The 15,141-nt window shown below is 70.5% G+C and carries 13 protein-coding genes; 9 read left to right on the forward strand and 4 right to left on the reverse strand.

All coding sequences use genetic code 11. The annotated features are described in order from the left end of the window. Nucleotides 1-346: 346 nt before the first annotated feature. Together nrdR and ACIA73_RS34930 are read left to right on the forward strand one after the other, a co-directional pair. Entirely contained in the window at nt 347-859 is a 513-nt protein-coding gene (gene nrdR / locus ACIA73_RS34925) for a transcriptional regulator NrdR (RefSeq protein WP_399442959.1), read from the forward strand. Nucleotides 860-1,032: 173 nt separating this feature from the next. After that, nucleotides 1,033-3,912 (forward strand): vitamin B12-dependent ribonucleotide reductase, encoded by a 2,880-nt coding sequence (locus ACIA73_RS34930; protein ID WP_399442961.1) that lies wholly within the window; start codon nt 1,033-1,035, stop codon nt 3,910-3,912. A gap of 206 nt (nt 3,913-4,118) precedes the next feature. Here the strand turns inward: ACIA73_RS34930 and ACIA73_RS34935 are convergent, their stop codons facing one another. Both ACIA73_RS34935 and ACIA73_RS34940 read right to left on the reverse strand, forming a co-directional pair. Further along, on the reverse strand, nt 4,119-4,649 hold the full coding sequence (locus ACIA73_RS34935; RefSeq protein ID WP_399442962.1) for a TerD family protein: 531 nt from the start codon (nt 4,647-4,649) through the stop codon (nt 4,119-4,121). Between the two features lie 73 nt (nt 4,650-4,722). Then, complete coding sequence (locus tag ACIA73_RS34940; RefSeq protein ID WP_399442963.1) at nt 4,723-5,685, reverse strand: DUF1152 domain-containing protein; 963 nt, start codon at nt 5,683-5,685, stop codon at nt 4,723-4,725. Between the two features lie 123 nt (nt 5,686-5,808). On the opposite strand from ACIA73_RS34940, the gene ACIA73_RS34945 reads away from it, so the two are divergent. Continuing rightward, complete coding sequence (locus tag ACIA73_RS34945) at nt 5,809-6,414, forward strand: YdbC family protein (RefSeq protein WP_399442964.1); 606 nt, start codon at nt 5,809-5,811, stop codon at nt 6,412-6,414. Between the two features lie 78 nt (nt 6,415-6,492). Here the strand turns inward: ACIA73_RS34945 and ACIA73_RS34950 are convergent, their stop codons facing one another. Then, a complete protein-coding gene (locus tag ACIA73_RS34950; protein WP_399442965.1) occupies nt 6,493-7,233 on the reverse strand; it encodes a TetR/AcrR family transcriptional regulator in 741 nt (246 codons plus the stop codon). A gap of 117 nt (nt 7,234-7,350) precedes the next feature. Here ACIA73_RS34950 and ACIA73_RS34955 point away from each other — a divergent pair, with 117 nt between their 5' ends. The 6 genes from ACIA73_RS34955 (at nt 7,351) to ACIA73_RS34980 (ending at nt 14,440) form a co-directional block, all read left to right on the forward strand. After that, nucleotides 7,351-8,967 (forward strand): ABC-F family ATP-binding cassette domain-containing protein, encoded by a 1,617-nt coding sequence (locus ACIA73_RS34955; RefSeq protein ID WP_399442967.1) that lies wholly within the window; start codon nt 7,351-7,353, stop codon nt 8,965-8,967. Between the two features lie 33 nt (nt 8,968-9,000). Beyond that, complete coding sequence (locus tag ACIA73_RS34960) at nt 9,001-9,681, forward strand: histidine phosphatase family protein (RefSeq protein WP_399442968.1); 681 nt, start codon at nt 9,001-9,003, stop codon at nt 9,679-9,681. A gap of 76 nt (nt 9,682-9,757) precedes the next feature. Further along, a complete protein-coding gene (locus ACIA73_RS34965; RefSeq protein WP_399442969.1) occupies nt 9,758-10,666 on the forward strand; it encodes an ADP-ribosylglycohydrolase family protein in 909 nt (302 codons plus the stop codon). Nucleotides 10,667-10,957: 291 nt separating this feature from the next. Next, a complete protein-coding gene (locus ACIA73_RS34970) occupies nt 10,958-12,739 on the forward strand; it encodes a DUF4153 domain-containing protein (protein ID WP_399442970.1) in 1,782 nt (593 codons plus the stop codon). Between the two features lie 225 nt (nt 12,740-12,964). Next, the gene (locus ACIA73_RS34975) at nt 12,965-13,675 is read left to right on the forward strand and encodes a ribonuclease HII (RefSeq protein WP_399442971.1); all 711 of its coding nucleotides are present in this window, start codon (nt 12,965-12,967) and stop codon (nt 13,673-13,675) included. Nucleotides 13,676-13,795: 120 nt separating this feature from the next. Continuing rightward, the gene (locus ACIA73_RS34980; protein ID WP_399442972.1) at nt 13,796-14,440 is read left to right on the forward strand and encodes a hypothetical protein; all 645 of its coding nucleotides are present in this window, start codon (nt 13,796-13,798) and stop codon (nt 14,438-14,440) included. A gap of 42 nt (nt 14,441-14,482) precedes the next feature. Here ACIA73_RS34980 and ACIA73_RS34985 read toward each other — a convergent pair whose 3' ends face one another. Next, complete coding sequence (locus ACIA73_RS34985; protein WP_399442973.1) at nt 14,483-15,112, reverse strand: hypothetical protein; 630 nt, start codon at nt 15,110-15,112, stop codon at nt 14,483-14,485. Nucleotides 15,113-15,141: the final 29 nt, after the last annotated feature.

Here is a 15,141-nt window from a genome sequence, read left to right on the forward strand (position 1 = left end):
GGGTCGAAAGTTGCTCGAAGGTACCCCGCGGGGCCTTTCCCGGAAGTTCCGGGACCCTCCGCGTATCTCCCGATGCTCCGTTGGAGGGACCGGAATCCCGGTCGCGTCCCCGCGTCCCGTACCCTCGTGGACGACTCGCCGCCCACCCCTTCCGCCGCGACACGCGCGTAGGGGTGATGACTCGGCCAAACCCCAGATCTAGTGGTTGAATCTCCGCAGCTGCCCACAAGTTGTGGTTCGCGGTCCATCGGGCCTCGGTCATCGCTTATGCTGGGTGCTGCTTCCAAGGCCCGTTCCGCGGCCTGGTGAAGCTCTTCAGTCGTGCCGCGAAGGAGGCCTTGGAACCATGCACTGCCCCTTCTGCAGGCACCCCGACAGCCGAGTGGTCGACAGTCGCACCACGGACGACGGGACGTCGATCCGCAGGCGCCGTCAGTGCCCCGACTGCTCCCGCCGTTTCACGACGGTGGAGACGGCCTCGCTGATGGTGGTCAAGCGCAGCGGGGTGACGGAACCCTTCAGTCGTACGAAGGTCATCTCCGGCGTGCGCAAGGCGTGCCAGGGGCGTCCGGTGACCGAGGACGCCCTCGCCAAGCTCGGCCAGCAGGTCGAAGAGGCGGTGCGGGCCACCGGCAGTGCCGAGCTGACCACCCACGACGTGGGCCTGGCGATCCTCGGACCGCTCCAGGAGCTCGACGTCGTCGCCTACCTGCGCTTCGCGTCCGTCTACCGGGCGTTCGACTCGCTGGAGGACTTCGAGGCCGCGATCACGGAACTCCGTGACCAGCGGCCCCCCGCTCGGCAGAGCGGGTCCGGCGCACCCCCCGGGGTGCCCGTGCCCGCGTCGGCCGCCGAATAGCGGCTCGCGAGCAGATCGGCCCTCCTGCCGATCAGCCGCCGGACACCATGCCGACGGCACCAAAACCCGTCACGGTCGAAGCGCTGCGCGCGGCGGCCGGGACATCAGACACACACCGTGCCTCAGGAAGAACTGGGCACTTCTGGGCGTTTTAGCCCGATATGGGAGGCGGCATGACCGAGACGACGAGCGGCCCGGCACGAGGTTCCCGCAACAAGGGATCCAAGGCCAAGGGACTGCGTATCGATCGCATCCACACCACTCCGGGCGTGCACCCGTACGACGAGGTGGCCTGGGAGCATCGTGACGTCGTCATGACCAACTGGCGCGACGGCTCGATCAACTTCGAGCAGCGTGGCGTCGAGTTCCCCGACTTCTGGTCGGTGAACGCGGTCAACATCGTCACCAGCAAGTACTTCCGCGGCGCTGTCGGCACCCCGCAGCGCGAGACGGGCCTGCGCCAGCTGATCGACCGGATCGTCAAGACGTACCGGAAGGCCGGCGAGGACTACAACTACTTCGCCTCCCCTGCGGACGCCGAGATCTTCGAGCACGAGCTCGCGTACGCCCTGCTGCACCAGATCTTCAGCTTCAACAGCCCCGTCTGGTTCAACGTCGGCACCCCGCAGCCGCAGCAGGTCTCCGCCTGCTTCATCCTGGCCGTCGACGACTCCATGGAGTCGATCCTCGACTGGTACAAGGAAGAGGGAATGATCTTCAAGGGCGGCTCCGGCGCCGGCCTGAACCTCTCCCGCATCCGCTCCTCCAAGGAGCTCCTGTCCTCCGGCGGCAACGCCTCCGGTCCGGTCTCCTTCATGCGCGGTGCCGACGCCTCCGCCGGAACCATCAAGTCCGGTGGCGCCACCCGCCGCGCGGCCAAGATGGTCATCCTCGACGTCGACCACCCCGACATCGAGAACTTCATCGAGACCAAGGTGAAGGAGGAGGAGAAGATCCGCGCCCTGCGCGACGCGGGCTTCGACATGGACCTGGGCGGCGACGACATCACGTCCGTCCAGTACCAGAACGCCAACAACTCGGTCCGCGTGAACGACGAGTTCATGAAGGCCGTCGAGGCCGGCGGCAAGTTCGGCCTGCGCGCCCGGATGACCGGCGACGTCATCGAAGAGGTCGAGGCCAAGTCCCTCTTCCGCAAGATGGCCGAGGCCGCCTGGGCCTGCGCCGACCCCGGCATCCAGTACGACGACACCATCAACAAGTGGCACACCTGCCCGGAGTCCGGCCGCATCAACGGCTCGAACCCGTGCAGCGAGTACATGCACCTGGACAACACCTCGTGCAACCTCGCCTCGCTGAACCTGATGAAGTTCCTCAAGGACGACGGCAAGGGCAACCAGTCCTTCGAGTCCGAGCGCTTCGCCAAGGTCGTCGAGCTGGTCATCACCGCGATGGACATCTCGATCTGCTTCGCGGACTTCCCCACCGAGAAGATCGGTGAGAACACCCGGGCCTTCCGCCAGCTGGGCATCGGCTACGCCAACCTGGGCGCCCTCCTGATGGCGACCGGCCACGCGTACGACTCCGACGGCGGCCGTGCGCTCGCCGGCGCCATCACCTCGCTGATGACCGGTACGTCGTACAAGCGCAGCGCCGAGCTGGCCGCGGTCGTCGGCCCGTACGACGGCTACGCCCGCAACGCGCAGCCGCACCAGGACGTCATGAAGCAGCACGCCGACGCCAACGCCTCGGCCGTGCACGTCGACGACCTGGACAACCCGATCTGGGCCGCCGCCACGGAGGCCTGGCAGGACGTCCTGCGCCTCGGCGCGAAGAACGGTTTCCGTAACTCGCAGGCCTCGGTCATCGCCCCCACCGGCACCATCGGTCTCGCGATGTCCTGCGACACCACCGGCCTTGAGCCTGACCTCGCCCTGGTCAAGTTCAAGAAGCTGGTCGGCGGCGGCTCGATGCAGATCGTCAACGGCACCGTCCCGCAGGCCCTGCGCCGCCTGGGTTACCAGGAGGAGCAGATCGAGGCGGTCGTCGCCCACATCGCCGAGAACGGCAATGTGATCGACGCCCCCGGTCTGAAGACCGAGCACTACGAGGTCTTCGACTGCGCCATGGGCGAGCGTTCCATCTCCGCGATGGGCCACGTCCGGATGATGGCCGCGATCCAGCCGTGGATCTCCGGCGCCCTGTCCAAGACGGTCAACCTGCCGGAGACGGCGACCGTTGAGGACGTCGAGGAGGTCTACTTCGAGGCCTGGAAGCTCGGCGTCAAGGCGCTCGCGATCTACCGCGACAACTGCAAGGTCGGCCAGCCCCTCTCCGCCAAGACCAAGGAGAAGGAGAAGACCGAGGTCACCGCGAAGGCCGAGACGGAGATCCGCAAGGCCGTCGAGAAGGTCATCGAGTACCGCCCGGTCCGCAAGCGCCTGCCCAAGGGCCGCCCGGGGATCACCACCTCCTTCACGGTCGGTGGCGCCGAGGGTTACATGACCGCCAACTCCTACCCGGACGACGGTCTCGGCGAGGTCTTCCTCAAGATGTCCAAGCAGGGCTCGACCCTCGCGGGCATGATGGACGCCTTCTCCATCGCGGTCTCGGTCGGCCTCCAGTACGGCGTGCCGCTGGAGACGTACGTCTCGAAGTTCACCAACATGCGCTTCGAGCCGGCCGGTATGACGGACGACCCGGACGTGCGGATGGCGCAGTCGATCGTCGACTACATCTTCCGCCGCCTGGCGCTGGACTTCCTGCCCTTCGAGACGCGTTCCGCGCTCGGCATCCACTCCGCCGAGGAGCGTCAGCGCCACCTCGACACCGGTTCGTACGAGCCGATGGAGGAGGACGAGCTCGACGTCGAGGGCCTGTCCCAGTCGGCGCCGCTCGCGGCAGCCGTCGTCGCCCCCAAGGCGGAGGCCGTCGTTCCGGCCCCGAAGCAGGCGCACAACTCGGCGGAGCTCGTCGAGATGCAGCTCGGCGTCAGCGCCGATGCCCCGCTCTGCTTCTCCTGCGGTACGAAGATGCAGCGCGCCGGCAGCTGCTACATCTGCGAGGGCTGCGGCTCGACCAGCGGTTGCAGCTGACATCTGCCGGTGCCTGAACCGTCCGTAAGGGCGTGACGGGCCCGCGACAACGGAAGGGCGGCGATCCCCTGAGGGGGTCGCCGCCCTTTTGCGCGTTCTTCTCGTACGTGTTCGCACGTTCCTCTTGTGCGTGGTGTTTGCGCGTTTCTCTTGTGCGTGGTGCTTCTTCTCGTACGTCGGTCCAGGTGCTCCCGGAGTGACGACGATCAGGCCGGGCGGGCACCCATCAGCTGGGCGAATTCCTCCGGGTCGGCGTCGAAACCCCGTACCGATTCACGGAGTTCCCAGGTGCCGTCGTCGTCTCGGACGAATTCGCCGATGGTCGCGGCGGTCGCGGCCGAAAGGGCGGTGAAGTCGTTGCTGACGAGTTCGGTGTGGCCTTCGAGAATCCGGATCAGGGTGCTCTCTATGTCACCGAATTCCTTTCTGCCGTCGCGCTGCTGGATCGCGACGCCCAGTACCACCCGCACGTACTCCTCACTGAGACGGTCGAGTTCGAGCGTCATCTGCTCGTCCGTACCGAAGCCCTGGCCGGTCTTGCTGTCCCGGTTGAGGGTGATGGTGCCGTCGGGCGACCGGCTGCCGAAGTGCACCAGATAGGCCGGGCTGCCGTAGGGATCCGCGGCCCGGTAGGTGGCGGCGACGATGTCGAGGTCGCTGGCCGCCGTACCGAGCGGGCTCGGATCCCACTTCAGGGTGACCACGGCTTTGGCGATCCCCTTGTTGAAACTGCTCAACGTGCTTGCCTCCGCTTCCTGTTGTACGACGATCCTCACAGGGGGGATGGAGGCGGACAAGTCGTTCCGGCTCTCAGTGCGGGATGGTGCGGGGCGGGCGGGTGGTGATCTCGTCGCGGAACTCGGCCACCAGGGTGCTGACTTGGCGCATGAGGTGGGTGTTCTCGATGCGGTCGAGGTAGCGGCAGTGGCGGGCGATGCCGTCGAGTTCGAAGGTGAAGCAGAGAGACATGAGGGGGTTGACGAACAGTTCGCTGCCGCGTGTGCGGGAGGTGAACTGCACGTTCCCGAAGGCGCCCTGCATGGCGGCGGCGATCGAGCCGTTGACGATGCTGGGGTGGTCGGGGGTGTGCTGCTGGGCGTGCGCCACCGCGTCCAGGTAAAGGGCGCCCTCCCTGGTCGACCGGGAGAGGGAGAAAGCGCCGAGGTAGGTGCCGTCGCGTTCGAGGGCGGCGATGTTCTCCAGTACGAGGCCGTGGCTGACTCCGTGGTACGCGTCGACTCCGAACCCGACCGAGACGACCAGGAGTTCAGGCACCAGATCGGCAAGCCCGGCCAGCGCGGCGACGCTGGTCAGATCCTCCTCGGGGGTGCCGAGGCCGGATTCGTCACCGTGCATCAGGATGTCGGTCCCGCCGTCGACGAGGACGACCGCATCGATCTCGTACCGCTCGATCAGTGCGCGGTACGCGGCGCGCAGCGGCTGCACACCGGTCCGTGCGAGGGCGTGCACGGTGCTCGGGTAGCCGTGCAGTTCCAGCCACTGGGCGAGGGTGCGTTCGGGGAAGTACGCCTGGTGGAGGGCGGATCCGGGGGTGACGGCCGCGACGTCGGGGGCGAGCCAGTCGTCCAGCGGCAGGCCCTCGATCGCGGCGAAGGTGAGGTTGGCGAGGTGGACGTCCTTGCCCTGGTGGAGCAGGGAGAGGGCGAGGGGGAGCCCGGAGTAGATGTCGAAGCCGCCGCCCGCTCCGGCGACCAGTACGTGGCGGGCGGAGTCGAGGCGGTCGAAGAGAGGGTGGTGACGCAGTGCCGACATGGCGGCCATTGTGACCCGTGAACCGCCGTACGGGTCGAACTGGCACTCGGGGAGAGGGGCTTGGCGGAGGGTGCCCGCCGCAGAGGGTGACCTGCGCCATCCGTTCGGCCGTACGATGGCGCGGTGCTGGTCAAGTGGATTCGCTGCACCGTGACCGACCGTCGCGGTTTTGAACGGGGACAGCGGAAGTGGGCGGGGCTGCTCGGCGAACCGGGATTCCGGGGCCAGAGCGGCGGTTGGAGCCGAGGGCGGGACGGGGTGGCCCATGTCTTCGCCTTCTGGGAGAGCCGTGCCTTCTACGACTCCTTCATGGCGCGCTCGCACGACCGGCTCGCGGCCGGCCAGTCAGGAACGTACAAGGACATCCAGGTCAGACTCTTCGACCACCGCTTCGACATCAAGACGGGTTTCGAGCCCCGTTTCACCGATGCCGATGTGGTGCGGATCGCGCACTGCAAGGTGCGCGAGGACCGGGTCGAGCACTTTGCGCTGATGCAGGAGAAGGTCTGGAATCCGGCCATGGCCGGGTCGCCCGGGATGCTGCGGGGGGTGTTCGGGGAGGCGCCGGGGAGCGAGTTCCTGGTGCTGTCGATGTGGCAGTCGGCGGCCGAGCACGGGAAGTACCGGGCGGAGCGGGTGGAACGGCTGGCACTGCGGGCGCAGACGGAGGCGGATGTGGCGGCGCTGGCGGGGGACGTGGTGGCGCTGGAGCCGGGTTGGACGGTGTGAGGTTGCCGCGCGGTTGATCCCGGTCGGGGTGCGCCGGCCTGATCACCGGGTGATCCCGGTCGGGGTGCGCCGGCCTGATCACCGGGCGGGTTGGTTCCGGCGGTACGCCCCGGAGTCGACGGCGGCGAGTACTGCTGCGGCGGTCTGGTCGCAGAGCGCTTCGTCGACCGGTTCGCGGGTGATGAACAGCCGCAGGAAGAGCGGTGCGGAGAGGGCGCGGACAACGGCCCCCGCATCGGTGCCGGGCGCCGCCTCGCCGCGGGCGACGGCGCGGGTGACCAGGGCCTCGCAGCGGCTGAAGCGCTCGGTGTAGAAGGCGCGGAGGGCCTCTGCCGCCTGGGGCGACTGGAACGCGGCGGCGACGAACGCGGTGGGGGCGGCGGCCTGGGCGGGGTCGGCGAAGGATTCGGCCGTGCCGCGGGCCAGGGCGCGCAGGTCGCCTTCCAGGCTGCCGGTGTCGGGCGGGGTCCAGTTGTCCTCGCCCGCCATGTCGAGGGCGTCGGCGACCATGCCTTCGAGGCTGCCCCAGCGGCGGTAGAGGGTCGTCTTGTGTACGCCGGAGTGCTCGGCGACGTACTCGACGGTGAGTCCCGGGTAGCCGTGTTCGGAGAGGCCGGTGAGGACCGCGTCGCGGACTGCGGTGCGGGTGCGGGCGGTGCGACCGCCGGGGCGGCGGGTGCCGGGGGCCGTGGCCGTGGCCGTCGGCGCGGGTTGGGGAGGCGCCTGGGTGGGGTCGGAGGGCGCCTGGGCGGGTTCGGAGGGTGTCTGAGCGGGTCCGAGAGGCGTCTGGGCAGGTTCGGAAGACGTCTGGGAATTCAATTGCTACTCCTGTTGCGTTAAGGGGCTGGGCTGTGTCATGGTGAGCGTAACGCAACATCCATCGCGTTAGCGGTCGCTCGCCGGCCGTATCCTGACCCCTGACTCACGGAGGCGCCCTTGTCCGCACGAACCCAGATCTCGCTGCGCGGTGTGACCGTCTCCCGCGGCGACCGACTGCTCCTCGATGACGTCTCGCTGACCGTCCGCCCCGGTGAGCGGATAGGCATCGTGGGGGAGAACGGCGCAGGCAAGTCCACACTGCTGAGACTGCTCGCCGGTCTCGAACTGCCCGACGAGGGTGAGGTGGTGACGCTCGCCGAGCGCGGTGCGGGGCTGCTCGCCCAGACTCCGCAACTGCCCCAGGACCGCACGGTCGACGACGCGGTGGACGCCGCACTCGCCGAACTGCGGGCCGTCGAGGACCGGCTGCGTGTGCTGGAGGCGGACCTCGGCTCCGCGGACGAGTCGGTGCTCACCGAGTACGGCGATCTGCTCACCGTCTTCGAACTGCGCGGCGGGTACGAGGCGGACGCCCGGGTCGACAAGGCCCTGCACGGTCTCGGTCTCGCCCACATAGGACGGGAGCGGCTGCTCGGCAGTCTGTCCGGCGGTGAGCAGGCGAGGCTCGGGATCGCCTGCCTGATCGCGGCGGCTCCCGAGGTGATGCTGCTCGACGAGCCCACCAACCACCTCGACGAATCCGCGCTGGACTGGCTGGAGAGCGCACTGCTCGCCCACGGCGGGACGGTCGTCGCCGTCTCCCACGACCGGCTGTTCCTGGAGCGGATCGCCACCTCCGTCCTGGAGGTGGACGCCGACCGGCACACCGTCGTGCGGTACGGCGACGGGTATGCGGGCTTCCGCGCCGAGCAGGCCGCCGCCAGGGCCCGCTGGGAGCAGGCGTACTCCCAGTGGTGCGAGGAACGGGAGCGCCTGGAGGAGTACACCGGCACCACCGCCCACGCGGTCTCCCAGGGCCGCGCCATGCAGGACCGGAACAAGATGGCGTACGGCAGGGCGGGCAACCGGGTGCAGGCCTCGGTCTCCTCCCGGGTGCGCAACGCCCAGGAGCGGCTGCGCCGGATGGACGAGGAGCCGGTGGCCAGACCGCCGGAGCCGATACGGTTCCGGGCCCGGCCGGTGGCGGGGGCGGCCGAGGGGACGCTGGTCGCGCTCGACGGGGTGCGGGTCGCGGGTCGTCTCTCGGTCGACTCGCTCACCGTCGACGCGGGGCAGCGGCTGCTCATCCACGGCGGCAACGGGGCGGGCAAGAGCACGCTGCTGCGGCTGATGGTGGGAGTGGCGGAGCCGGACGAGGGGACGGTGACCCGGCGGGGACGCATCGGCTATCTCGCCCAGGAGATCGCGGTGCACCGCCCGGCGGAGAGCGTGCTCGCCGTGTTCGGGCGCGGGCTGCCGCTCGCCGTGGACGAGCAGGAGGAGTTGCTGCTGTCGTTCGGGCTCTTCCGCCCCCGGGACCTGCGCGTGCCGGCCGGCGCGCTCTCCGCCGGGCAGCGGCGACGGCTCGCGCTGGCCCGGCTGCTGGCGAGGCCCGCCGATCTGCTGCTGCTCGACGAGCCCGCCAACCATCTGGCGCTCGCCCTGGTGGAGGAGCTGGAAGAGGCACTCGCCGAGTGGACAGGGGCGCTGGTGGTGGTCTCGCACGACCGGCTGCTGCGCCGCCGCTTCACCGGTGAGATACGCCGGATGGAGGCCGGAAGGCTGGCCGGTTGAGCCCGCGCCACCCATGCGAACTAGGGTTTCGGCATGGCACGACCGCGACGCATCGTCCTCGTCCGGCACGGCGAATCCGAGGGCAACGCCGATGACACCGTGTACGAACGTGAGCCCGACCATGCACTGAGGCTCACCGACAAGGGCTGGCAGCAGGCCCGGCAAGCGGGGGAGCGACTGAGGGAACTGTTCGGCGAGGAGGGGATCAGCGCCTATGTCTCCCCCTACCGGCGCACCCACGAGACCTTCCGCGCCTTCGACCTCGACCCCGCGCAGGTGCGGGTCAGGGAGGAGCCGCGGCTGCGCGAGCAGGACTGGGGGAACTGGCAGGACCGGGACGACGTACGACTGCAGAAGGCGTACCGGGACGCGTACGGGCACTTCTTCTACCGCTTCGCGCAGGGAGAGTCGGGGGCCGACGTCTACGACCGGGTGGGTGCTTTCCTGGAGAGCCTCTACCGGAGCTTCGAGGCGGCCGACCACCCCGAGAACGTACTGATCGTCACGCACGGGCTGACCATGCGGCTGTTCTGCATGCGGTGGTTCCACTGGCAGGTGGACGAGTTCGAGGTGCTGTCCAACCCGGAGAACGCGGAGATGCGGGTGCTGGAACTGGGGGAGGAGGGGCGCTACACGATGGACCGGCCGTTCGCGCGCTGGCGGGCCCCGGAGCCGTACGGGCTCACGGGGGAGAGGTCGAGGATCACCGGCTGATCGCCGGGGAGGCTTCCCCGACCTGCGTCAAATCCTTTGGGGAGGGGTTTACGGTCACCGGTTAGAGTGCACAGCAATGACCGCTGACTCCGCTTCCGACCCGCGCTACGCGCGCGCCCTGGCCAGCCTTCGAGGGCTGTCCGTGGGAGACGCACTGGGCTCCCAGTTCTTCGTCCCCGCCAACTACCCCCTGCTCAAGCGCCGCGAACTGCCCGCCGGCGACTGGCAGTGGACCGACGACACCGAGATGGCCGCCTCCGTACTGGCCGTACTCGCCGAGCACGGCCGGATCGACCAGGATGCCCTCGCGCACTCCTTCGCCGACCACCACGACTTCGACCGCGGCTACGGCCCCGCCGTGAACCGCATGCTGCGGCTGGTCCGCGAGGGCGGCGACTGGCGCGAGCTGGCCTCCGCGCTGTTCGACGGCCGCGGCTCCTGGGGCAACGGCGCCGCCATGCGCATCGCCCCGCTCGGCGCCTGGTACGCCGACGACCCCGAGCAGGCGACCCACCAGGCCGAGATCTCCGCGTACGTCACCCACCAGCACCGGGAAGCCGTGATGGGGGCGATGGCGGTCGCCGCCGCTGCCGCACTGGTCGCCTCGCCGGCAGGCCCGCCGACCCCGGCCGGGCTGCTCGACGCGGTGATCGCACTCGTCCCGCGCAGCGCGGTCGCCGCCGGACTGCGCCGGGCCCGCAACATGCTCGACTACGACGACGCCACCACGGTCGCCGCCGTACTCGGCTGTGGACGGCGCACCAGCGCGCACGACACGGTGCCGTTCGCGATCTGGTCCGCGGCCCGGGGTCTGGGCGACTACGAGCGGGCGTTCTGGACGACCGCGCAGGTCGGCGGCGATGTCGACACCAATTGCGCCATCGTCGGCGGAGTACTCGCGGGCGCCAAGGTGGCCGCCCCGCCGGACGCCTGGCTGGAGCGGACCGAGACGCTGCCGGAGTGGATGCCCGCGGCGGCGGTCTGAGCCGCAGGCCGCCCACACAGCGGGTGGGGCGCGCCCCCTCGTCGGCGTGGGCGGCCGGGCCGCCTGTGACGGTGACGCCGTTCGTACGGCCCGTGGACGCCTGCCGTGCCGTTCCTTCATGCCGTGAGTCCGGTGGGAAGGCAACCCCGATACCCATCAGCCGGTCGCCGCAGTGCCATGCGCTGTCACGGTTGTGTCCCTATCCCGGGGCGAGCGACCGGCCGTTCACCCTTCGGGCTACTCTGACGGCCACGCCGCCCCGTTGATCATCACGGGCGCGCGCCGATCGAGATGCCGGGCCCTGGCCGCCACGCCTTGCGCGAAGCGCGAAGCGCCTGGTCGGGAGGGGGTCCCGTGCCTGAAGACGCAGTTCCGTCCGAGTCGTCCGCAGCCGCACCGTCCGCAGCCGCACCGTCCACCGCCAAGGGGGTGGACAAGCCTGCGGGGGCGGCCGCCGGTCCTGGCGACGCCACAGTCGTGCCGCCCGCCGTGCCGGCGTACCTGCACAACCAGCTGCCCGAGCACCTGCGCCGCCAGCAGTGGGAGCAGTGGCAGGCCCACCAGCAGCGCCAGCGGCAGAATGCCCAGCCACCCGCCTGGCGCGCCGGTGTCCGGCCGGCTGCCCCCGCGCGGGCGCGCGCCGCGTCGCTCTGGGCGGTCCTGGCCACCGCCCTGGTCAGCGGCCTGTTCCTCGGCGAGGGGCTCGGCGCGAACCTGCTGATCGTGGCGGTGCCGGCTGCCCTGGCCGCGTTCTTCGCCGCCCAGGCGGCAGGCCGCCGCGTCCGCCCCTGGACACTGGTCTGGGGCCTCGGCGGGCTCGCCCTCCTCGCGATACCCGCGCTGCGGGACGCGGGCTGGCCGACCTTCCTCGCCCTGGTCTCCGCGCTCGCACTGGGGTCGCTCGCGCTGCACGGCAGCCGGACCTGGACCGGTGTCCTGATCGGCTCACTGGGCATCGTCGGCTCGGTGATCCCCGGCATCGCATGGGGCTGGCGCAGCCTGCGTGAACGGGCCGACGGGTCGCGGGACCGGTGGGGCCCGGCGGTGCGCACCGCGGCGATCGCCGCCGCCCTGCTGGTGGTGTTCGGCGCGCTGTTCGCCAGCGCGGACGCCGCCTTCGCCGAACTCCTCGGCAAGCTGGTCCCCGAGGCCGAGGTGTCCGACGGGCCGTGGCGGATCCTGCTGTTCGCCCTCGGACTCATCGGCGCACTGGCGGCCGCCCGTACCGCCGCCGCACCGCACCAGTGGGACAAGGCCAAGATCGCCCCGGGCCGGGAACGCGGGCGCATGGAATGGGCGCTTCCGCTCATTGTGCTCAATCTGCTCTTCGCGGCCTTCATCGCGGTCCAGCTGACCGTCCTGCTCGGCGGCTACGAGAAGGTGCTTGAGGTGACCGGCCTGGAGCGTGCCGAATACGCCCGGCAGGGATTCTGGCAGCTGCTGTGGGCCACCCTGCTGACCCTCGTCGTGATCACTTTCGCCAAGCGCTGGGCGCCGCGTTCCAGCGCCCGCGACACGGTGCTGGTGCGCTCCGTGCTCGGAGTTCTGTGCCTGCTCACGCTGGTCGTCGTCGCCTCGGCGCTGCGCCGGATGGACCTCTACGTCGAGCACTACGGCCTGACCCGGCTGCGGGTCTCCGTGACCGCCATGGAGATCTGGCTCGGTGTGGTGATCGTCCTGATCATGGCCGCCGGAGTGTTCGGCGGACGGTGGCTGCCCCGCGCCGTCGCGGGCAGCGCCGCGATCGCCGTACTGGCCTTCGGATTCCTCTCGCCGGACGCCCTGGTCGCGGACCGCAATGTCGCCCGCTTCGAGGAGCAGAAGGTGATCGACGTCGCGTACTTCCAGGACCTCTCCGCCGACGCCGTGCCCGCCCTCAACACCCTCCCCGAGCCGCAACGCACCTGCGCGCTGCGCGGCATCGCGAAGGACCTGGACGAGAAGAGCCCCTGGTACGCCACCAGTCGCAGCGAGCAGCGCGCCGTAGACATCCTCGCCGCGCACCCGCTCGACCCCGCGGTGCTCAGCTGCGGCGGCCTCGACCCGGGCGACAGCGGCGAGTACGGCCGTTAGGCCAGCGGATACGGCCGCTGGAACAGCGGGTGCGAGTGGTCGTACCCGCGGGACCAGCGGGTACGACCACTGGAACAGCGAGACCTGCCACTGGCCCCCGGGCCATTTCAGCAGGTCAGGGGTTACGTCGGTGAAGCCGCGCCCCGCCCCGTCGGCGAACGTGTGCGCCAACGGGGCGGGGTGGGTGTTGCGGCCCGCCCCCGGCGGCGTACCCTGACTGGCGCCATGCCGTACGAACCTCCCACTCACACCGTCGAGCGCTCACTGCGCGCCACCACCGGTGCCAAGACCGTCGCCGGAGTCGACGAGGTCGGACGCGGAGCGTGGGCCGGACCCGTCACCGTGTGTGCCGCGGTCACCGGACTGCGTCGCCCGCCCGACGGACTCACCGACTCCAAGCTCCTCAGCCCCAAGCGCCGCGACGAAATCGTGCTGCTCCTGGAGGACTGGGTCACGTCGTACGCGCTCGGCCACTCGACTCCCGAGGAGATCGACGAACTCGGGATGACGGCGGCCCTGCGGCTCGCCGCCGAACGTGCGCTAAATGCCTTGCCGGTACGGCCCGATGCGGTCATCCTCGACGGGAAACACGACTACCTCGGGGCACCCTGGAAGGTCCGTACGGTGATCAAGGGCGACCAGTCCTGCATCGCGGTCGCGGCCGCCTCGGTGATCGCCAAGGTGCGCAGGGACGCGATGATGGCGGAGTTGGAATCGGAGTCCGGGGGCTGTGCGCCCTACGGCTTCGCGGCCAACGCCGGTTATCCGTCCCCCGTGCACCAGGCGGCCCTCGCGGAACTCGGGCCGACCGCGCACCACCGCCTCTCCTGGTCCTATCTCGACGGGCTCCCGCAGTGGCGGCACCTCAAGAAACACCGGATCTCGGCAGCCGCCGCAGCACTGGAAAGCGGGGGCCAACTCGGCTTCGAATTCTGAGCGTTCACCGCTCGGCACAGCTCTGCCGGACGTGCGGCCAGCGCCGCACGTCGCAGGAAGCACCACCTCATGCACCACTCGCCGGCGCCTGCCGCGTCGGCGGCCGAAAGATTTCCACTCATGCCTCTCATTCCACAGGAGCCTCAGATTCACGAGAGCGCCCAGGGTCCCCGCACCACTCCGGCCGCCGGCCGGACCGTGCCGACCCCTCGCCCCGTACCCGGCCCGCGTCCCGCGGCGGTGCCGCGCCCCGGTCCCCATGTCCGCCCCGGGCCGCCGGCCCAGCGGACCCGCGTCTCGGCCGACAGGCCGCAGGCCCCCGTTGCGGAGAATCGTTCCGCTTCCCCTGCCGCCGCTGCCGCTCCGGCTGCGGACCGGCCCCAGATCCAGCTGATCCCGGCTCCTGCGAACGGTGCGCTCGATGCCGCCGAGGAGGCCGTGGACCTGCTGCTCGACTCCGGCCGCGCGCCGGGCGACGTGCTGGTGCTGACCACGGGTGAGCACCACCCGTGGGCCGCCCACGAGCTGTCGTTCGGCGAGGCGTCCTACTGGGCGCAGCAGGACGCCGGTGACGACGTCTTCTACGCGGACATCGGCGCCGCGGAGCGGGCTGCCACCCGCCCGGTGGTGGTTGTCGCGGTCAACGACGAGGCGGCGGAGACGCTGGCCAGGACACTGCCCGGGGCGCGGGAACGCGCCGGGGTGCTGCTGATCGTCTGCGGCGACCCGGAGCGCATCAACTCCGGTCTCGGCGCCGGAGTCTGAGGCCGTCGCGTGCTGCGCTGATCCGGCAGTGACACTGCCGGATCAGCGGGCCGCCGCCCGGCGCAGGGCGTCAGCCGCCCCGCCGCCGGTGCGCTGCGGGGTGGGGTCGGACTCGGCCAGCGAGTCAGCGAGCCCGAACGGCCGCGACCCCGCGTAGGGCCGGCGCCCGCCGCGCCCCTCCCCGAGCACCTGCCAACCGCCGCGGGTCAGCGTGATGTACGCCCCGCAGCGCAGCCCGTGCAGAGTGCAGGCATCGCGCAGCCCCCACATCCACGCGCCGTCCTCCTCCGTCCAACGCTCGTCGCCGTCACGGCAGTAGAGCAGTACGGCGGTCCTGACCGGCGTACGGCGGCGGAGGTCGTGCGGAATGACCCTGCGCAGATGGGCGAGGAGCGCGTTGCGCAACTCCCAGCCGTCCGCGGGGGACGACCTGCGGACGAACGAGGCGCTGGCGGTGAGCCGTTCCTCGGGATCCAGTACGGCGACGACGGCGGTGGCCGGGGTCGGCTGATGACGGGCGTGCAGACCGCTGACGACCTCACGCGGGTTGCGCAGCAGGGGAATTCCCGCCGAGGCCCACTCGGCAGGCTCCAGCGTCCGGCCCAGGCGACTGGCCGGATCGGCGGACGACGGGCTGAGCGGACTTTGCGACGGAGCGAATCCGAAGGTCACGGTCCTCCCTTCGCATACGCGCCCACGGC

This window comes from Streptomyces sp. NPDC051561, assembly GCF_044454195.1.
In the GTDB taxonomy this organism is placed as follows: Bacteria; Actinomycetota; Actinomycetes; order Streptomycetales; family Streptomycetaceae; genus Streptomyces.

Coding starts and splice junctions, on each gene's coding strand:
- nrdR (WP_399442959.1), top strand. CDS start 347: ATGCACTGCCCCTTCTGCAGGCACCCCGACAGCCGAGTGGTCGACAGT.
- ACIA73_RS34930 (WP_399442961.1), top strand. CDS start 1,033: ATGACCGAGACGACGAGCGGCCCGGCACGAGGTTCCCGCAACAAGGGA.
- ACIA73_RS34940 (WP_399442963.1), bottom strand. CDS start 5,685: ATGTCGGCACTGCGTCACCACCCTCTCTTCGACCGCCTCGACTCCGCC.
- ACIA73_RS34960 (WP_399442968.1), top strand. CDS start 9,001: ATGGCACGACCGCGACGCATCGTCCTCGTCCGGCACGGCGAATCCGAG.
- ACIA73_RS34965 (WP_399442969.1), top strand. CDS start 9,758: ATGACCGCTGACTCCGCTTCCGACCCGCGCTACGCGCGCGCCCTGGCC.
- ACIA73_RS34970 (WP_399442970.1), top strand. CDS start 10,958: ATGCCGGGCCCTGGCCGCCACGCCTTGCGCGAAGCGCGAAGCGCCTGG.
- ACIA73_RS34975 (WP_399442971.1), top strand. CDS start 12,965: ATGCCGTACGAACCTCCCACTCACACCGTCGAGCGCTCACTGCGCGCC.
- ACIA73_RS34980 (WP_399442972.1), top strand. CDS start 13,796: ATGCCTCTCATTCCACAGGAGCCTCAGATTCACGAGAGCGCCCAGGGT.